This window comes from Pseudomonas sp. GD03875 (assembly GCF_029840585.1).
Lineage (GTDB): Bacteria > Pseudomonadota > Gammaproteobacteria > Pseudomonadales > Pseudomonadaceae > Aquipseudomonas > Aquipseudomonas paralcaligenes.
In genome coordinates this window covers 1-17,745 of sequence record NZ_JAOCCV010000027.1, presented here as the reverse complement: position 1 = coordinate 17,745, position 17,745 = coordinate 1, and the positions used below count along the sequence as shown (strand labels likewise).

Sequence of the window (17,745 nt, the reverse complement as noted above, 5' to 3'; positions counted from 1 at the left end):
AAGCTTTGCTTGTCAGCCCCGTTCGCGGACAAGTCCGCTCCCACAGGGTTCTGGCCCACCCACGACCGTTAACCCAGACATCGCCTTTTTTACCGACTGAAGTAGCCGAAATGCGCCCTGCCCGTGCCCTGATCGATCTCGAAGCCCTGCGTCACAACTACCGCCTCGCCCGCGAGGTCGGCGGCGCCAAGGCCCTTGCGGTGGTCAAGGCCGACGCCTACGGCCACGGCGCCACGCGCTGCGCCCAGGCGCTGGAGGCGGAGGCTGACGGTTTTGCCGTGGCCTGCATCGAAGAGGCGCTGGAGCTGCGCTACGCTGGCATCCGCAACCCGATCCTGCTGCTCGAGGGCTTCTTCGAGGCGAGCGAGCTGAGCCTGATCGACCAGCACCAGCTGTGGTGCGTGGTGCACGCCACCTGGCAGATCGAGGCCATCGAGCGGGCGCGCCTCGGTCGGCCGCTGCGGGTGTGGCTGAAGGTGGACTCGGGCATGCACCGGGTCGGCCTGCACCCGGCCGAATACCGCGACGCCCACGCGCGCCTGCTGGCCAGCGGCAAGGTCGACAGGATCGTGCTGATGAGTCACTTCTCCCGCGCCGACGAGCTGGACTGTCCGCGCAGCGCCGAGCAGGTGGCGCTGTTCCGCGAGGCCCGTGGCGACCTGCGGGCCGAGGTCAGCCTGCGCAACTCGCCGGCGATACTCGGCTGGCCCGGGCTGGTCGGCGACCAGCAGGCCAACGACTGGGTGCGCCCCGGCATCATGCTGTACGGCGCCACCCCCTTCGAGCAGGACCAGGAGCAGGCCGCGCGCCTGCGCCCGGTGATGACCCTGGAATCGAAGATCATCAGCGTGCGCGAGCTGCCGGCCGGCGAGCCGGTGGGCTACGGCGAGCGCTTCTTCGCGGAGCGGCCGACCCGCGTCGGCGTGGTCGCCATGGGTTACGCCGACGGCTATCCGCGCCACGCGGCCACCGGTTCGCCGGTGATGGTCGACGGCCAGGCGAGCCGGCTGATCGGCCGGGTGTCCATGGACATGCTCACGGTCGACCTCACCGACCTGCCCGGCGCCGGCCTCGGCAGCCGGGTCGAACTGTGGGGGCGCAACGTCTCCGCCAGCGCCCTGGCTTATGGCTGCGACAGCATCCCGTACCAGCTGTTCTGTAACCTCAAGCGAGTGCCGAGGCTCTATTCCGGGGGTTAGCCGCCGGGCCGCCGAGCAGTTGCGTTTGCAGTGTTGTAAATACTGAACACTGCCCGCATGATACCGCCACCCAAATGCCTCGTTCCCAAGGAGGACCCCCGCATTGGACGTCGGTGTTCGACTGCAATCTATCCGCAAACTCAAAGGCCTTTCCCAGCGTGAACTCGCCAAGCGTGCGGGCGTCACCAACAGCACCATCTCGATGATCGAGAAGAACAGCGTGAGCCCCTCGATCAGCTCCCTGAAGAAGGTGCTCGGCGGGATTCCCATGTCGCTGGTGGAGTTCTTCTCCATCGACCTGGAGCAGGACAACCAGACCCAGGTGGTCTACCGGGCCGACGAACTGACCGACCTTTCCAGTGGCGCCGTGACCATGAAGCTGATCGGCAAGGCGCATCCCAACCGCACCATCACCTTCCTCGACGAGACCTATCCGCCGGGCACCGACACCGGCGAGGAAATGCTCAACCACGATGGCGAAGAGGCCGGCATGCTGATGGATGGCCGCCTGGAGCTGACCGTGGGCAGCGAGGTGTTCGTGCTCGAACCGGGCGACAGCTACTACTTCGACAGCACCAAGCCGCACCGCTTCCGCAACCCGTTCGACAAGCCCGCCCGGCTGATCAGCGCAACCACGCCGGCGAACTTCTGATCGCAGGCAATGCCCCTGCGACAAGTTGGGTTGTTCCGGCCGGCCGGTCTAACCGTTATACTGCGCGCGCTCGCGAAACCGTGGCCGCGAGCGTGACTAGCCACAATGAGGGTGTACCGTGAACCTGATCAAGAAGATGCTGGCGGCTCAAGCTGCCGTGTTGGCCCTGTGGGCTGTGAGCGCTCAGGCTGCGACCAACGACGAGATCGCCGAGCGCATCAAGCCGGTCGGCGAGGTCTGCATCCAGGGTGAAGAATGCAAGGGCGTCGGCACCGTGGCCGTAGCCGCCGGCGGTGGCGCCAAGTCGCCGGACGACGTGATCGCCGCCCACTGTGGCGCGTGCCACAACACCGGCGTGCTGGATGCGCCGAAAGTCGGCGATGCCGCCGCCTGGAAGACCCGTGCCGACAAGGAAGGCGGTCTCGACGGCCTGCTGGCCAAGGCCATTTCCGGCATCAACGCCATGCCGCCGAAAGGCACCTGCGCCACCTGCTCGGACGACGAGCTGATGGGCGCCATCAAGAAGATGTCCGGCCTCTGATCGCCGCCATCTCGCGATGACCGCAAAGCCGCCTCCGGGCGGCTTTGTCGTTTTCACCTGATCGAAATCCCCCGAGGGGCGGTCCAACCTCCTACGCCAATCGAGGAGGAAGACGCGTGCCGACCTGCACCCTGGAAAGCGCCGTGGACGAAGTGCTGGCGCGGATAGACGGGCCGATCCGCCTGGGCCTGCCGCTCGGCCTGGGCAAGCCCAACCGCTTCGTCAACGCCCTGTACCGCCGCGTCCGCGACCTGCCGCAGCGCCAGCTGACCATCTACACCGCGCTGTCCCTGGCCCGCCCGCAGCCGCGCAGCGACCTGGAACAGCGCCTGAGCGGCCCCTTCTTGGAGCGCATCTACGCCGACCACGTCGAGCTGGACTACCTCGCCGACCTGCGCCGCGACGCGCTGCCAGCCAACGTCAGACTGGAGGAGTTCTACCTGCAGCCGGCCAGCCAGCTGCACAATCCCTCGGCCCAGCAGAGCTACATCAGCCTCAACTACAGCCACGTCGCGCGGGACCTGCAGCGCAAGGGCATCAACGTGATCGCCCAGCTGGTCGCCCGGGACGAGCGCCGGCCCGGCCACGTCAGCCTGAGCTGCAACCCCGACGTCACCCTCGACCTGCTGCCCGGCCTGCGCGAGCGGCGGCGGGCCGGCGAGACCATCCTGTGCATCGCCCAGCCGCATGCCGACCTGCCCTACATGGGCGGCGACGCGGAGCTGAAGGTCGACGAGTTCGACCTGCTGCTGGAGCCGGTCGAGCGCTGCCGCCTGTTCTCCACGCCGAACCTGCCGGTGACGCCCCAGGACCACGCCATCGGCCTGCACGTCAGCGCTCTGGTGCGCGACGGCGGCACCCTGCAGCTCGGCATCGGCGCGATGGCCGACGCGGTGGCCGCGGCGCTGCTCGCGCGGCAGGCGGACAACGCCTCCTACCGCGCGTTGCTGCGGGCCATGCAGGTGCCCCGGCGCTGGGCCGGACTGGTCGAGGAGGAGGGCGGCATGGAGCCCTTCGCCCGCGGCCTGTACGGTTGCAGCGAGATGTTCATGCACGGCCTGCTGGTGCTGCTGGATGCCGGCGTGATCCGGCGCATGGTCTACCCGGACGAGCACCTGCAGCGCCTGGCCGACCAGGGCGGGCTGGACGCGGACGGCCGCCTGGCCGATGTCGGCGCGCTGCGCCACGCCGGCATTCCCCAGGTGCTCGACGACCTCACCCTGGGCTGGCTGCAGCGCCACGGGCTGGTCGACGCCGGGGTGAAGGTGGATGACGGTCAGCTGCTGCTGCCGGACGGCCGCCGGCTGCCCCGCGACCTGGGCGATGCGGACACCCTCGCCGCCCTGGCGCCACATTTCGGCGCGGCGAAGAACGGCGTGCTGGTGCACGGCGGTTTCTTCCTCGGCCCGCAGGCCTTCTATGACCGGTTGAGCGAACTCGAAGACGGCCAGCGGCGGCGCATCGGCATGACCGCCATCAGCCGCATCAACCGGCTGTACGGCGACGAATCGCTGAAGCGGGCGCAGCGCCGCGACGCGCGTTTCATCAACAGCTGCCTGGTGGTGACCCTGCTCGGCGCCAGCGCCGCCGACCAGCTGGAGGACGGCCGGGTGGTCAGCGGCGTGGGCGGCCAGTACGACTTCGTCGCCCAGGCCCACGAGCTGGAAGGCGCCCGCTCGATCCTGATGCTGCGCAGCTGGCGCGAGGCCGACGGCGAGGTGAGTTCCAACATCCGCTGGGACTACCGCCACGCCACCATTTCCCGCCACCTGCGCGACATCGTGGTGACCGAGTACGGCATCGCCGACCTGCGCGGCAAGAACGACGCCCAGGTGATCGAGGCGCTGGTGCGGATCGCCGATTCGCGCTTCCAGGACGAACTGATCGCCGCCGCGCAGAAGGCCGGCAAACTGTCCGGGGACTTCGAGCTGGAGGCCGAGTACCGCCAGAACACGCCTTGGCGGCTGCTGACCCTGCAGACCGAATTCCCCCAGCTGTTCCTCGAATACCCGCTGGGCTGCGACTTCACCGCCGAGGAACAGGACCTGCTGCGGGCGCTGCGCTGGCTGCAGAGCAAGCTCAAGCTCAGCGAAATCCTAGAGCTGGGCGCGGCGACCCTGTTCGACCTGCCGGATGCCGCGGAGTACGCGCAACACCTGCGGCGCATGGATCTGGAACGGCCCGAGGGGCTGCGCGAGCAGCTTTACCAGAAGCTGCTGCTGGCCGGCCTCAAGGCCACCGCCCAAGGGTAGTGTGCGCCCGTCGTCCAGCCAGGGGACATGGGTAACAGGTGTCGAGAGACATGGGGATCGCCATTGCCGCGCAGGTGGCAATCCAGAGGCTCGCCGCACCTGGGCTCCCGCTTGCGCGGGAGTGACGGGGAGTGGCTGCTGCAGGGGGCGTGGGGCCACCCAGGCCGCACGCATCGGGAAACCGTGCGGGGGATGCACCCTACGTCCGCTTCAGCATCGCCCGCATATTGGCCAGCGCGTCGTTGCCGCGCGCGCTCTTGACCTCGGCCGGCGCGTCTTCCTGGCCTTCCCAGACCAGGTCCTCCTGGGGCAGTTCGTCCAGGAAGCGACTCGGCGAGCAGTCGATGATCTCGCCGTACTGCTTGCGCTTGGCGGCGTAGGTCAGCGCCAGGTTGCGCTTGGCCCGGGTGATGCCGACGTAGGCCAGGCGGCGCTCTTCCTCGATGGTGTCGGCCTCGATGCTGGAACGGTGCGGGAGGATTTCCTCCTCGAAGCCGATGATGTACACCGAGGGGAACTCCAGGCCCTTGGAGGCGTGCATGGTCATCATCTGCACGCCCTCGGCGCCTTCCTCTTCTTCCTGCTGGCGCTCCAGCATGTCGCGCAGCACCAGCTTGCCGATGGCGTCCTCGATGGTCATGTCGCCGTCCTCGTCCTTGTCGAGGGTGTTCTTCAGCGCCTCCACCAGGAACCAGACGTTGCCCATGCGCGCCTCGGCGACCTTGTCGCTGGAGGCGTTGGTGCGCAGCCAGGTCTCGTAGTCGATATCCATGATCATGCTGCGGATGGCGCCGATCGGGTCGTTTCCGGCGCAGAGTTCGCGGACTTTATCCATGTAGCGCTTGAACCGGGTCAGGCGCTCGGTGTAGCGGGCGTCGAGGTGCTCTGCCAGGCCCAGCTCCTCGCTGGCGGCGTACATCGAGATGCCGCGCTGGCTGGCGTAGTTGCCGAGCTTCTCCAGGGTGGTGGAGCCGATCTCCCGGCGCGGCACGTTGATCACCCGCAGGTAGGCGTTGTCGTCGTCCGGGTTGACCAGCAGGCGGAAGTAGCTCATCAGGTCCTTCACCTCCTGGCGGGCGAAGAAGCTGGTGCCGCCGGAGAGGCGATAGGGAATCTGGTGGTGCTGCAGCTTCAGCTCCATCAGCTTGGCCTGGTAATTGCCCCGGTAGAGGATGGCGAAGTCGCTGTACGGGCGCTCGGTGCGCAGGTGTTCGGTGAGGATTTCCAGCGCCACCCGCTCGCACTCGGCGTCCTCGTTGCGGGTGCGGATCACGCGGATCTCGTCGCCGTGGCCCATCTCCGACCACAGCTGCTTCTCGAACACGTGCGGGTTGTTGGCGATCAGCACGTTGGCGCACTTGAGGATGCGGCTGGTGGAGCGATAGTTCTGCTCCAGCATCACCACCTTCAGGGAGGGGTAGTCCTCCTTGAGCTGGTTGAGGTTCTCCGGCCGCGCGCCGCGCCAGGCGTAGATCGACTGGTCGTCGTCGCCGACCACGGTGAACTGGTGGCGCATGCCCACCAGCAGCTTCACCAGCAGGTACTGGCTGGCGTTGGTGTCCTGGTACTCGTCCACCAGCAGGTAGCGGATGCGGTTCTGCCACTTCTCGAGCACGTCGGGGTGCTCCTGGAACAGCTTCACCGGCAGCAGGATCAGGTCGTTGAAGTCCACCGCGTTGTACGCCTTGAGCGTGCGCTGGTAGTGCAGGTAGACCACCGCGGCGGTCTGCTCCTTCGGCCCGCGGGCGTTGGCCAGGGCCTCGTCGGGCAGGATCAGGTCGTTCTTCCAGCCGTCGATGTAGTTGCGGATCTCGTCCACGCCGTCGTCGCCGGCGTACTCCTTCTGCATGATGTCGGTCAGCAGGGCCTTGATGTCGCCGTCGTCGAAGATCGAGAAGCCGGGCTTGTAGCCGAGGCGGGCGTATTCCTTGCGGATGATGTTCATGCCCAGGTTGTGGAAGGTGGACACGGTCAGGCCGCGCGCCTCGCCGCCCTTGAGCAGGGTGCCGACGCGCTCGCGCATTTCCCGCGCGGCCTTGTTGGTGAAGGTCATGGCGACGATGTGCTGGGCGCGGATACCGCACTGCTGGACCAGGTAGGCGATCTTGCGGGTGATCACGCTGGTCTTGCCGGAGCCGGCGCCGGCGAGCACCAGGAGCGGCCCGCCGATGTAGTTCACGGCTTCCTGCTGGCGGGGGTTGAGTCGGGACATGGAGGAGAGTCGGTCGGGAAAAACGAGGCGGCATTCTAGCAGCCGCCCCTCGGCGGGTGGGGTATGGACCGACAACCGCCCGGCGGAGCGAGTTCCCTACAAAAAGCCTCAGGATTGAGCGATAAGTCACTCTTTTCAAAGATCATGTAAGATTGCGCCGCCTTCCTTCCGTTGCCGCTGCCAGGTGTTTCCGGGAGGATGCGCGAAGGTCTGCACAGGGACGGGCAGAAAAAGCGCGCCGGAGCATGGCGCACACAGACCGGACGGTCTGTTTTCCTGACCCCGGGGAGGTCGTTTGTCTGCGCACGTCGAACCCATGCGCCTGGTCCTGCTGGCCGAAACGCCGGAGTGGGCGGCCCTGCTGCGCGCGCGGCTGGACGCTTTGGGCGGCGCCTTGCCGCTGATCACCGCGCCCTCCTGGGAGGCTGCCAGCAGCCTGTTCGACGACGGCGGCCGCGGCCTGCTGCTGACCACGCCCGCCTGCCAGCCGGCGCCCGGCAGCTGTTCGCTGCCTACCGTGCTGCTGCTCGAGGAAGAACCCGCCGAGGCGCCGGCCGATGTCTACGACTGGCTGGTGCGCGACAGCCTCAGCAGCGACCTGCTGCGCCGCTGCCTGCGCTACGCCCGCGAGCGCGACCGCCTGCAGACCACCCTGCAGCACCTGGCCGAGCAGGACCCGCTGACCGGCATCGCCAACCGCCCGGGCTTCCATACTCTGCTGGCCGCGCGCCTGGCGGAATACCAGGGCCGCGGCCTGACCCTCGGCCACCTCGACCTGGACAACTTCAAGCACGTCAACGATGCCCTCGGCCACCAGGCCGGCGACCGTCTGATCCTGCAGGTGGTGGCGCGGCTCAAGGCCCAGCTGGAGGCCGGCGACGACCTGGCGCGCCTGGGCAGCGACGAGTTTGCCCTGCTGATCGACACTCGGCGCGACCCGCGCCGTGCCGAACGCCTCGCCGAACGCATCACCGAGGCGCTCTCCGAGCCCTACTGGCTGGACGGCGAGAGTCTGCTGCTCGGCTGCAGCCTGGGCCTGGCCCATGCCCGCGCCGGCGAGCAGGCCGACCCGCTGCTGTGGCACGCGCACATCGCGATGCAGCAGGCCAAGGCCGCCCAGGGCTGCACCTTCCACCTCTACGACGAGCGCGTCCACCGTGGCGCGCGCAGCATGGCCGACCTCGAGGCCGAGCTGCGCCGGGCCCTGCGCCGCGACGAACTGGAGCTGCACTACCAGCCACGTCTGTGCCTCACCAGCGGGCGCATCGTCGGCCTGGAGGCGCTGGTGCGCTGGCGCCACGCCGAACGCGGCCTGCTCGGCCCCGACGAGTTCATCCCGCTGGCCGAGGAGAGCGGGCTGATCGTGCCGCTCGGCTACTGGGTCATCGCCCGCGCCCTGCGCGACATGCAGTGGATGCGCGGGCGCGGTCTGCCGGCGCTGCACATGGCGGTCAACCTGTCGTTCCGCCAGTTCCAGGACAGCCAGCTGCTGGCCACCCTCGGCCGGCTGATCGAGGAACGTGGCGTGGACGCCCAGATGCTCGAATTCGAGCTGACCGAGACGGCGGTGATGCGCCGCAGCGAGCAGGTGCGCCAGACCATGCAGGCCCTCGGCCGGCTCGGCGTGCGTTTCTCGCTGGACGACTTCGGCACCGGCTTCTCTTCCTTCGTCCACCTGAACAACCTGCCGATCACCCTGCTCAAGCTCGACAAGAGCTTCGTCGGCGAGATGGGCGAGCGTGCGGAGAACCGCCAGCTGGTGCGGGCCATGATCAACCTGGCGCACAACCTCAATCTGGAGGTGGTTGGCGAGGGCGTGGAGAACGCCGAGCAGCTGGCGCTGCTGCGCCAGTTCGGCTGCGACCAGGTGCAGGGCTACCTGATCAGCAAGCCGCTGCCGCTGGCCGACCTTGCCCGTTTCCTGGTGTTCGGCCTGCGCCAGCCGCTGCTCTCCGGACAGCCGCTGTCCCTCTAGCCTTCACGCCCTGTAGGAGCGGCCTTGGCCGCGAAGCTCTATTGGCCCTTTCGCGGCCAAGGCCGCTCCCACATGAGGGGGATGTGCAGGCAGCCTCCCGCTCCTACGGCAGGCAGGGCTGTGCCGAGCTGTCTTGCGGGGCCGGGCGAGGCCGCAGCAGGCGGTCGGTCTTCCACTCGAAGCCCAGGGTCAGGCCGATGGCCGCGCAGGCCAGCCCGCAGGCCAGGCCCCACCATACGCCGTGGGCGCCCCAGCCGAGCGGGAAGGCCAGGGTCCAGGCCAGCGGGATGCCGATCAGCCAGTAGCAGCCGAGGCCGACCAGCAGGGTGGTCTTGCCGTCGCCCAGGCCGCGGATCGTGCCCATGGCGATGCTCTGCGCGCCGTCGAACAGCTCGAACACGGCGGCCACCGCCAGCAGGCTCACGGCCAGAGCGACCACCTCGGCGAAGGCCGGGTCGGCTCGGTCGACGAACAGCCCCACCACCGGCTCCGGCATCAGCCAGAACAGCAGCGCGAACACCAGCATGCAGCAGGCGCCGCCGGCGATGCCCAGGCGTCCGGCGCGGCGCACGTCGGCCGGACGGCCGGCGCCGTAGTGCTGGCCGACACGGAAGGTCACCGCGTAGGACAGCCCCTGGGGCAGGATGAACGCCAGCGTCACCGCCTGGATGGCGATCTGGTGGGCGGCCAGCTGCACGCTGCCGAGGGCGCCCATGCACAGTGCGGCGAAGGTGAACATGCCCTGCTCGGCGGCATAGGTGCCGCCGATCGGCAGGCCCAGGCGCAGCAGCTTGCCCATCTCGGCCCGGCGCGGGCGCAGCAGGCCGTGCAGCAGCGCGTAGTCGCGGTAGGCCGGCGCGCGCAGGATGTGCAGCGCGAGGGCCAGGGCCATGCCGCTGCTGACCAGCGCGGTGGTCATGCCGATGCCGCCCAGGCCCAGGCTGGGCAGGCCGAACCAGCCTTTGATCAGGGCGTAGTTGATGACGAAGTTGGCGATGGCGCCGACGATGCCGATGGTCATCACCGGGCCGGGGTGGCCGATGGCGCTGGTGAAGCCGCGCAGGGCCATGAAGGCCAGGTAGCCGGGCAGGGCCAGGGCCAGCGGGCCGAGGAATTCCATGGCGCGCGCCGCGGCGTCCGGTTGCTGGCCCAGGTGCGGCAGCAGCGGGCCGAGGGAACGCAGGCAGAGGGCGCCGCCGATGCCCAGCAGCAGGGCCAGCCACAGGCCGTTCTGCAGCAGGCGGGTGGCGCCCGGGGCATCGCCGGCGCCGTGGCGGATGGCGACCAGGCTGCCCACTGCCGCCACCATACCGACGCAGAACAGCGACAGCATGTAGTAGCAGGTGGCGCCGAGGGCGCCGCCGGCCAGCTGCTCAGGGCCGAGCATGCCCATCATGATGGTGTCGGTGAACACCATCAGCACATGGGCAAGCTGCGCGGCGATCAGCGGACCGGCGAGGCGGAAGAGGGCGACCAGTTCGTCGCGGGTGGACTGCGGCATGATGAGTGAGGCTCAGACAAGAGGCGCCGCCGGAAATCCCGGCCAGGAGAAAGGATTGCGCGCATTCTCGGAATCTGCACGGCCACGCACAAAGGGAAAAATGCGATGCTTGGCATGACTATTACTCATGGATTGTCGTCATGGCCCGTCGCCTGCCCCCGCTCTATGCTCTGCGCGCCTTCGAGGCGGCCGCCCGGCATGCCTCGTTCACCCGTGCCGCCGAGGAGCTGGCCATCACCCAGAGCGCGGTGAGCCGGCATATCCGCACCCTGGAGGATCACTTCGGCTGCAGCCTGTTCGAGCGCGCCGGCCGCCACCTGCGCCTGAGCGAGAGCGCGCGCCTGCTGCTGCCCGGCGTGCGCGACGGCTTCGACGCCCTGGAGCGGGCCTGCACCGCGCTCAGCGCCGACGACGCGACCCTGCGCCTGAAGGCGCCCTCGACCCTGACCATGCGCTGGCTGCTGGCGCGGCTGTCGCGCTTCCGCCAGCGCAACCCGGACATCGAGGTGCAACTGACCAGCGCCTGGATGGACGTGGACAAGGTCGACTTCCACCAGGAGCCGTTCGACTGCGCCGTGCTGCTCAGCAGCGGTGGCGCCTTCCCCGCCGAGTGGGAGAGCGTCGAGCTGTTCGCCGAATGGCTGATCCCGGTGTGCGCACCCGAGGCGGCCGCCGATGTCCCGTGGGACCTGGCGCGGCTGCAGGCTGCCGAGCTGCTCCACCCGACGCCGGACCGCCGCGACTGGCGGCGCTGGCTGCAGGCCATGGGGCTGGAGGAGCGGGTGCCGCTGCGCGGTGGCCAGGTGTTCGACACCCTGGAGCTGGGCATCGTCGCGGCGGCGCGGGGCTACGGCGTGTCGATCGGCGACCTGGTGATGATCGCCGAGGATGTGGAGCAGAGGCGCCTGGGCCTGCCCTGGCCCAGCGCGGTGGCCAGCGGGGACAGCTATTACCTGGTCTGGCCCAAGGGGCGGCGCGGCGAGGAACGCCTGCGCCGGCTGCGCGACTTCCTGCTCGCGGAATTCGGGCAGATGCGCCTGCCGGCGGTGGAGCGGGTCGCTGGCTGAGTGTTATTCGTAAAAAATATTGGACTTCTGCGAGGGTGGAGGCCAGGCGGAATCAGGCTTGTGTGCCATGGAATGGCGCCTGTAGGCCAATGGTCGCCAGGCGCCCCTCTTGAAATGTTTGACATATTTTACGCGGATAAGGAGACTGTGCCGGCGGTTCGACTGTTATGCGGCCGTCGCGGGAGGTCCGTTACCTTCCACTCCCATGCCTCCAGGTGAGGCCCGCTACGCCGCCGACAGACGGAACCGTGCCAAACAGGTAGTGCGTCGATCTCCCGACCCACCTGCACAGCAACGGCAGAACCGATCTGCCCCAAGGTGACGTATGTCCAACAAGAACAGTGCAAAGACCCCCTCTGCCAAGCGCAAACCCGTCGTGTTGATGTCCATGGGCGCCCAGGAGCGCAAGGGCCACGACTATCAGGTGATGACCCACAAATACATCGTGCCGCTGGTGGAGATCGCCGGCTGCGTGCCGGTGCTGGTGCCCACCTGCTGCGGGACCGACGATCTCGAGCAGTACCTCGACATGGCCGACGGCGTGTACCTGACCGGCGCCGGCTCGAACATCGACCCGGCCCTCTATGGCCAGGAAAACCTCACCCCCGAGAAGGGCCAGGACCGCGACCGCGACCAGTTCGACCTGCCGCTGATCAAGGCGGCCATCGCCCGCGGCCTGCCGATCTTCGCCATCTGCCGCGGCATGCAGGAAATCAACGTCGCCCTGGGTGGCGACCTGTACCAGAAGCTCTACGCCGAGCCCGGCTTCAACGATCACCGCGAGAATTCCGAGGACCCGGTGGACGTGCAGTACGCCGAGGCGCACAAGGTGCGCATCCAGTCGGGCAGCTGGCTGGCCAGGGTGCTGGGCGGCGAGGAAGTGGGCGTCAATTCCCTGCACGGCCAGGGCGTGAAGACCCTGGCCAAGGGCCTGGAGCCCCTGGCCCTCGCCGAGGATGGCCTGGTCGAGGCCTTCCACGCGCCGAGCCTGTCGCCCTTCCTGTTCGCTGTGCAGTGGCACCCGGAATGGCAGGCGGCGCAGAACCCTGCCTCGGTGAAGATCTTCGAGGCCTTCGGCGAAGCCTGCCGCCAGCGCCAGACCGGCGTCCGCCTGGCCGGCTGAGCGCCCGGCCGGAGCGCACAGCCCGCTCCGGCCTTTCCGTCGTAGGGTGCGCCGTGCGCACCGCCACGCTCTCTACCTGAAAGGCCACGGTGCGCATGGCGCACCCTACGAGGATGGTCCGGCCCGGTGGTACAGAAGCGTCACCGCCTCAGCGCACCAGATGCAGGTAGTGCATGTGTTTCTCGTACTGGTCGAGGATGTCGCCGATCAGGTCGTCGCGGCTCCAGCCCATCACGTCGTAGTCCTGGCCGCCTTCCTTGAGGTGCACCTCGGCGCGGAAGTACTTGCGCTCCTCGCGGCTGTCCTCCTGGCTGCCGACCAGGGCGAAGCCGGGCATCACGTAGGCGCGCGGGCGGACCTGGTAGATGAACTCCGGTGATTCGGGCGCGCCCAGCGACAGGCGCACGCGGCCGTCGTCACCGTCCTCCACCTGCACCGGGAAGCCCTGCTTGCGCAGCTCGTCGGCCACCGCGTCCATCGCCGGCCGCGCCACTTCGGCGAGGAAGCGCACCACGTGGGCGCGGCGCGGGAACATCATCATGCCGCGCAGGCGGCGCTGCCAGCCGCCGGCATGGTGCGGCGCCGGGCGCGAGGTGTTCAGCGCCTGGTAGCGGATGCCGCGCTTGGTGGCGTCCAGCTTGAGCGCCTTGAACAGCCCCCAGATGGCGCACATCAGAGCCAGGGTGAAGGGCAGGGCGCTGACGATGGTGGCGGTCTGCAGGGCCTTGAGGCCGTCGGCCAGGAGCAGGGCGATGGCCACCAGGCCCATGGAGCTGGACCAGAAGATGCGCTGCCACACCGGCGTGCAGTCGGCGCCGCCCGAGGCGAGCATGTCCACCACCATGGCGCCGGAGTCGGCCGAGGTGACGAAGAACACCACCACCATGACGATGGCCGCCAGCGACAGCGCCGAGGCGAAGGGGAACTGTTCGAGGAAGGCGAACAGCGCCAGCGACGAGTCGGCCCTGACCGCCTCGGCCAGGCTGTCGATGCCGTCGAACAGAATCATGTGGATGGCGGTGTCGCCGAACACGGTCATCCACAGCAGGGTGAAGGCGGTCGGCACCAGCATCACCCCGGCGACGAACTCGCGCACCGTGCGCCCGCGCGAGATGCGAGCGATGAACAGCCCGACGAAGGGCGACCAGGCTAGCCACCAGCCCAAGTAGAACAGGGTCCAGCCGCCGATCCAGTCGTTCGGCTCATAGGCATACAGGTTGAAGGTGGTGTTGACCAGGTTGGACAGGTAGCCGCCGGTGTTCTGCACGAAGGTCTGCAGGATGAACACGGTCGGGCCGAGCACCAGGATCAGCAGCAGGAGCAGCACCGCCAGGCCCAGGTTGAGTTCGGACAGGCGGCGGATACCGACGTCCAGGCCACTGACTACCGAAATGGTGGCCAGCGCGGTGGTGCCGACGATCAGCGCGATCTGCACCGGCACGTTGATCGGCACGTCGAACAGGTGGTTGAGGCCGGTGTTGATCTGGGTGACGCCGACGCCCAGCGAGGTGGCGACGCCGAGCACGGTGCCGAGGATGGCGAAGATGTCCACGGCATGGCCGATGGGGCCATGGATGCGCTCGCCGATCAGCGGGTAGAGCGCCGAGCGCAGGGTCAGCGGCAGGCCGTGGCGGAAGGAGAAGTAGGCGAGCACCAGCGCAACGATGGCGTAGATCGACCAGGCGTGCAGGCCCCAGTGGAAGAAGGTGATGCGCATCGCCTCGCGGGCGGCGGCGATGGTGCCGCCGTCGCCCACCGGCGGTTCGATGAAGTGCATCACCGGCTCGGCGACGCCGAAGAACATCAGGCCGATGCCCATGCCGGCGGAGAACAGCATGGCGAACCAGGTGGTGCGGCTGTAGTCGGGTTCGCTGTGGTCGGGGCCGAGCTTGATGTCGCCGTAGCGGCTGACGGCGAGGAACACCACGGCGATGAGGATCAGTGCGACCGAGAGGATGTAGACCCAGCTGAGGTTGCCGATGATCCAGCCTTGCAGGCGGGTAAAGAGGTTCTGGGTGGCTTCCTGGAACAGCACGCTGAACAGCACCAGGGCCAGGACGAGAATCGCGGAGCCGTAGAAGACCGGCGGGTTGAGGGTGGAACGCGAAGACGAAGATGCCTCCATTGAGCTAGCTCTCCTTGTGATCGGATGGCCGCCAAGGGCGGGGCGGCGCATTCTAGCACAGTTCGATAGCGTAAATCTCTGGTTGGTTCAGGTTCGATAGATTCGCTTGTGTCACGCGTCGCCGGCAGGGCGGTACTGCAGCGCCTCGGCCAAGTGCGGACGGGCGATGCGCTCGGCGCCTTCCAGGTCGGCCAGGGTGCGCGCCACTTTGAGTAGGCGGTGAGTGGCGCGCAGAGACAGGCGCAGGCGCTCGGCGGCCTGTTCCAGCCAGCGCTCGTCTGCTGCTTCCAGCGCACAGTGCCGGCGTAGCCCGGCCAGATTGAGGAAGGCGTTGGCGCAGCCCTGGCGTCGTTGCTGGCGCTCGCGCGCCTCGGCTACCCGTTGAGCGACCCGGGCGCTGGCGTGCGAGTGGTCGGGTCCGGCGCCGAGCGAGGTGCTCTCCCGTGCCACCGTGAGGTGCAGGTCGATACGGTCGAGCAACGGGCCGGACAGCTTGTTGCGGTAGCGCTGGACCTGCTCCGGCGTGCAGCGGCAGTGGCCGCCGGGATCGCCCAGGTAGCCGTCAGCGTACCTGATACAAAGCAGGCCATGGACAGGCCCAGCAGCCCACAGATCCCGGGCCTTCTTTTCATTGCTTTCGATGTCCATGGGTACTTTAAATACAATGGACGTCGAAGCTGAGATCCATCCTAGATGATCATCCATCTGCGCTACAAGGGTGTTCTCCAGCGAGATACAAATTGCCGGCTCTGGCCGCCGCAGCGGCGTGAGACTTCTGGTGTATCGCAGCACGGCTCTGTTGGAGGGGCGGAGCGGACACCGTTTAGCTCTTCAGCATTAGGTCTTGCGCTAAAGCATCGCAAGGCAATGAGCTTTCATGAGGCGTTTATCAATGTGCTGCAGAGCACTCACGCTTTGACCGAGGCCACGTGTGTCTAGATCCAAATTCGCAGCCTGGTTTGCTCTGAGAGCATGAGCTACCAGTGCGCTGCAACTGGTTTAAAGAGACAGAGCCCTTTTATTTGCAGAATATCATGCGTAATTGCACGCTCAATGGAGCTTTCTATCAATGCCAACCTAAGCTGCATATCTGGAAGCCCCCAGCACTGCTAACTCAGGTCCGGCAGCTGCAAAATTGAGGCCGACGTAGGACCCGGACATTGATGCCGTATGAAACGTCTCATGAGTTGTGTAGATCTACTGCAGCCTGTAACCGAAGCCGTGTTAGCGGCGGGAAAGCTATTGCTTGCGGAATGGAATCTCCCAGGAGGGCCTAGAGGTCATGGAGACAAGGCCGACGTTGACCAAGAGATAGAAGCGCAGCTGCGAGTGGCGTTGCTACGAATTATGGATTGCGACTTCTGGGGCGAAGAAACCGGTGCGCATCTAAGCGGCGATAAATATTGCTGGGTCGTTGACCCCAACGATGGGACTAGCGATTTCCTCTTGGGTAGAAAAGGTTCAGCCGTATCAGTCGGGCTGCTAAGAAATGGAATCCCGGTTCTCGGAGTGGTACATGCACCAATCACCGATTACGGATCTGATTGTATATCCTGGGCGAAAGGCCTTGGCAGAATATTCCGCAATGGCAAAGCGGTGCCCTCCCAGTTGGATGTACTGGACTTGCAGCCGGGCAGCAGAGTCTTAGTGAGTACAGCAGCTGCTGGTAAGCCTGAACTGAACGCTGAGTTATGTGCTCCTGCAGACTTTCTGCCAATGCCTAGCATCGCGTACCGCCTAGCCCGTGTGGCTGCCGGGGATGCAGTTGCGGGGTGCTCTCTTGTACCGGTTTCGGCCCATGACGTGGTGGCAGGGCATGCAATTCTGATTGGTGCTCGAGGAGCACTACTCGACCAAGATGGAGAACCCATCACCTACCAAACCGCAACACAAATGCTACGTGTCTCATCAAGGTGTTTTGGAGGTGCTCCCGAGGCATGTAAGGCGCTTGTGAAGCGAGATTGGGGGAGAGTTTTTGCCTCGTAATTCTAACCTCTAAGTTGGAGGGTTCTGGATAGCTCAGCGGGTGATACCATGCTTGCGCGGCCCAAGAGCTTCCTCTCCCGGATATGTATGCTGGTGAAAAAACTTGGTCAGAAGGCGGCCTCTTCGGGCCGCCTTTGTCATTTCAGGGCCCCTGCTGCTTGTCGCTACCGCTCTCTCGCTGGAAGGGAGCGTTAGACTGATCATGTTTGATTAGATTGAGTGCCGATCAGAGCTGGGGATGACCTGCCTATTCGAGGCCACCTCATGAGAGGCCGCATCCGCTTCCGGCCACCAGCCTCAACTCAACGCCACTGGCGCGTGAGCTAGATTCCCAGAGAAAGAGGCAGTCAAGGCCCTCGGAATTACCATGGGCGCTGCCTACTACAAGGCGCACCATGAAACGCGCAGACAAGGTATGGTCGCGCGCTCAAGCAACTACAAGCTCTACGCTGACATCAGCAACCGAGTCATGCAGGTAATGGCGGATATTCTGCGAGGGATTGAGGTCCGTCGATGAGGCATGGGAGCGGCGTGGCTGGCGTAGATGATCTGGCTGGGCTCGGCCGGTCCATTCAAGAGCGTCTTGCGCAGGAGATTGGTATGCATGTCGGAGTTGGTATCAGCACTACCGAAGCGCATCTATCCTATTACAGGTTTCAGTCAGAGACGCCAAGTCACCCTCAGCCATTACCTCAAGAGGCGAACGACCGGCGAAAAAATCATTGTGATTCACCATCGACGGGAAGCCATAAATGTTATCGGGGTTGGTGAAGATGGTGCCGAGTGCTGCATGGGTATTCAGGACCAAACTAATTCTTTGTAACTGCTCGCAATCCAAAACAACAGACCACTCAGGCTCCTGCTGCTTCGCAGAGGCATATATGCTTTGCGAAATATGCAGAATGCGACACGTCTGATCGAGTGTCCCCCTCCATAGCTCTATGACATTTAATGCCGCGCGGAGTCCAGTTATCCCTTGGTCGTCCGATAGGCTGTGGCACTTAATAGCTGCTGCCATAACTAGATCTCAAGTGGACGCTAATAGCACCATTTCAGGCTATGCCACGCTACAGATCAAGCCTTGCGACTGCACAGACGAACAGGGCGGCTAT

The 17,745-nt window shown here is 66.3% G+C and carries 12 protein-coding genes and 1 pseudogene; 8 read left to right on the top strand and 5 right to left on the bottom strand.

The window, feature by feature from the left end; translation table 11 throughout:
* The first annotated feature begins 110 nt into the window (after positions 1-110).
* The 4 genes from alr to N5D30_RS19870 all read left to right on the top strand — a co-directional run bounded on the left by alr (position 111) and on the right by N5D30_RS19870 (position 4,644).
* A complete protein-coding gene (gene alr / locus N5D30_RS19885; RefSeq protein WP_279910366.1) occupies positions 111-1,199 on the top strand; it encodes an alanine racemase in 1,089 nt (362 codons plus the stop codon).
* Positions 1,200-1,302: 103 nt separating this feature from the next.
* On the top strand, positions 1,303-1,851 hold the full coding sequence (locus N5D30_RS19880; protein WP_220811292.1) for a cupin domain-containing protein: 549 nt from the start codon (positions 1,303-1,305) through the stop codon (positions 1,849-1,851).
* A gap of 118 nt (positions 1,852-1,969) precedes the next feature.
* Positions 1,970-2,392 carry a c-type cytochrome gene (locus N5D30_RS19875; protein ID WP_220811293.1) on the top strand — a complete coding sequence of 141 codons (423 nt, stop codon included), beginning with the start codon at positions 1,970-1,972 and terminating at the stop codon, positions 2,390-2,392.
* Positions 2,393-2,508: 116 nt separating this feature from the next.
* On the top strand, positions 2,509-4,644 hold the full coding sequence (locus N5D30_RS19870) for an acetyl-CoA hydrolase/transferase C-terminal domain-containing protein (RefSeq protein WP_279910365.1): 2,136 nt from the start codon (positions 2,509-2,511) through the stop codon (positions 4,642-4,644).
* 199 nt (positions 4,645-4,843) lie between these two features.
* Here N5D30_RS19870 and rep read toward each other — a convergent pair whose 3' ends face one another.
* Positions 4,844-6,856 (bottom strand): DNA helicase Rep, encoded by a 2,013-nt coding sequence (gene rep, locus N5D30_RS19865; protein WP_279910364.1) that lies wholly within the window; start codon positions 6,854-6,856, stop codon positions 4,844-4,846.
* Positions 6,857-7,151: 295 nt separating this feature from the next.
* Here rep and N5D30_RS19860 point away from each other — a divergent pair, with 295 nt between their 5' ends.
* A complete protein-coding gene (locus N5D30_RS19860; RefSeq protein WP_279910362.1) occupies positions 7,152-8,831 on the top strand; it encodes a bifunctional diguanylate cyclase/phosphodiesterase in 1,680 nt (559 codons plus the stop codon).
* Positions 8,832-8,934: 103 nt separating this feature from the next.
* Here the strand turns inward: N5D30_RS19860 and N5D30_RS19855 are convergent, their stop codons facing one another.
* A complete protein-coding gene (locus N5D30_RS19855; protein ID WP_279910361.1) occupies positions 8,935-10,332 on the bottom strand; it encodes a NorM family multidrug efflux MATE transporter in 1,398 nt (465 codons plus the stop codon).
* Positions 10,333-10,472: 140 nt separating this feature from the next.
* Between N5D30_RS19855 and N5D30_RS19850 the strand changes: the two genes are divergently transcribed.
* On the top strand, positions 10,473-11,399 hold the full coding sequence (locus N5D30_RS19850) for a LysR substrate-binding domain-containing protein (RefSeq protein WP_279910360.1): 927 nt from the start codon (positions 10,473-10,475) through the stop codon (positions 11,397-11,399).
* Positions 11,400-11,724: 325 nt separating this feature from the next.
* Positions 11,725-12,522 carry a type 1 glutamine amidotransferase gene (locus tag N5D30_RS19845; RefSeq protein WP_279910359.1) on the top strand — a complete coding sequence of 266 codons (798 nt, stop codon included), beginning with the start codon at positions 11,725-11,727 and terminating at the stop codon, positions 12,520-12,522.
* Positions 12,523-12,670: 148 nt separating this feature from the next.
* Here N5D30_RS19845 and betT read toward each other — a convergent pair whose 3' ends face one another.
* Both betT and N5D30_RS19835 read right to left on the bottom strand, forming a co-directional pair.
* Positions 12,671-14,647, bottom strand: coding sequence for a choline BCCT transporter BetT (gene betT, locus N5D30_RS19840; protein WP_279910358.1), 1,977 nt, complete (start codon positions 14,645-14,647; stop codon positions 12,671-12,673).
* Positions 14,648-14,758: 111 nt separating this feature from the next.
* Positions 14,759-15,208, bottom strand: a pseudogene (locus N5D30_RS19835) (ATP-binding protein); the annotation flags it as partial.
* Between the two features lie 621 nt (positions 15,209-15,829).
* On the opposite strand from N5D30_RS19835, the gene N5D30_RS19830 reads away from it, so the two are divergent.
* Positions 15,830-16,633, top strand: coding sequence for an inositol monophosphatase family protein (locus N5D30_RS19830; protein ID WP_279910403.1), 804 nt, complete (start codon positions 15,830-15,832; stop codon positions 16,631-16,633).
* 625 nt (positions 16,634-17,258) lie between these two features.
* On the opposite strand, the gene N5D30_RS19825 is transcribed toward N5D30_RS19830, so the two are convergent.
* Complete coding sequence (locus N5D30_RS19825; RefSeq protein ID WP_279910357.1) at positions 17,259-17,651, bottom strand: hypothetical protein; 393 nt, start codon at positions 17,649-17,651, stop codon at positions 17,259-17,261.
* Between the last annotated feature and the right edge of the window lie 94 nt (positions 17,652-17,745).

What these genes read in the sequence shown, in the direction of transcription:
- alr (WP_279910366.1), top strand. Translation starts at nt 111, where the DNA reads ATGCGCCCTGCCCGTGCCCTGATCGATCTCGAAGCCCTGCGTCACAAC.
- rep (WP_279910364.1), bottom strand. Translation starts at nt 6,856, where the DNA reads ATGTCCCGACTCAACCCCCGCCAGCAGGAAGCCGTGAACTACATCGGC.
- N5D30_RS19855 (WP_279910361.1), bottom strand. Translation starts at nt 10,332, where the DNA reads ATGCCGCAGTCCACCCGCGACGAACTGGTCGCCCTCTTCCGCCTCGCC.
- N5D30_RS19850 (WP_279910360.1), top strand. Translation starts at nt 10,473, where the DNA reads ATGGCCCGTCGCCTGCCCCCGCTCTATGCTCTGCGCGCCTTCGAGGCG.
- N5D30_RS19845 (WP_279910359.1), top strand. Translation starts at nt 11,725, where the DNA reads ATGTCCAACAAGAACAGTGCAAAGACCCCCTCTGCCAAGCGCAAACCC.
- betT (WP_279910358.1), bottom strand. Translation starts at nt 14,647, where the DNA reads ATGGAGGCATCTTCGTCTTCGCGTTCCACCCTCAACCCGCCGGTCTTC.
- N5D30_RS19830 (WP_279910403.1), top strand. Translation starts at nt 15,830, where the DNA reads ATGAGTTGTGTAGATCTACTGCAGCCTGTAACCGAAGCCGTGTTAGCG.
- N5D30_RS19825 (WP_279910357.1), bottom strand. Translation starts at nt 17,651, where the DNA reads ATGGCAGCAGCTATTAAGTGCCACAGCCTATCGGACGACCAAGGGATA.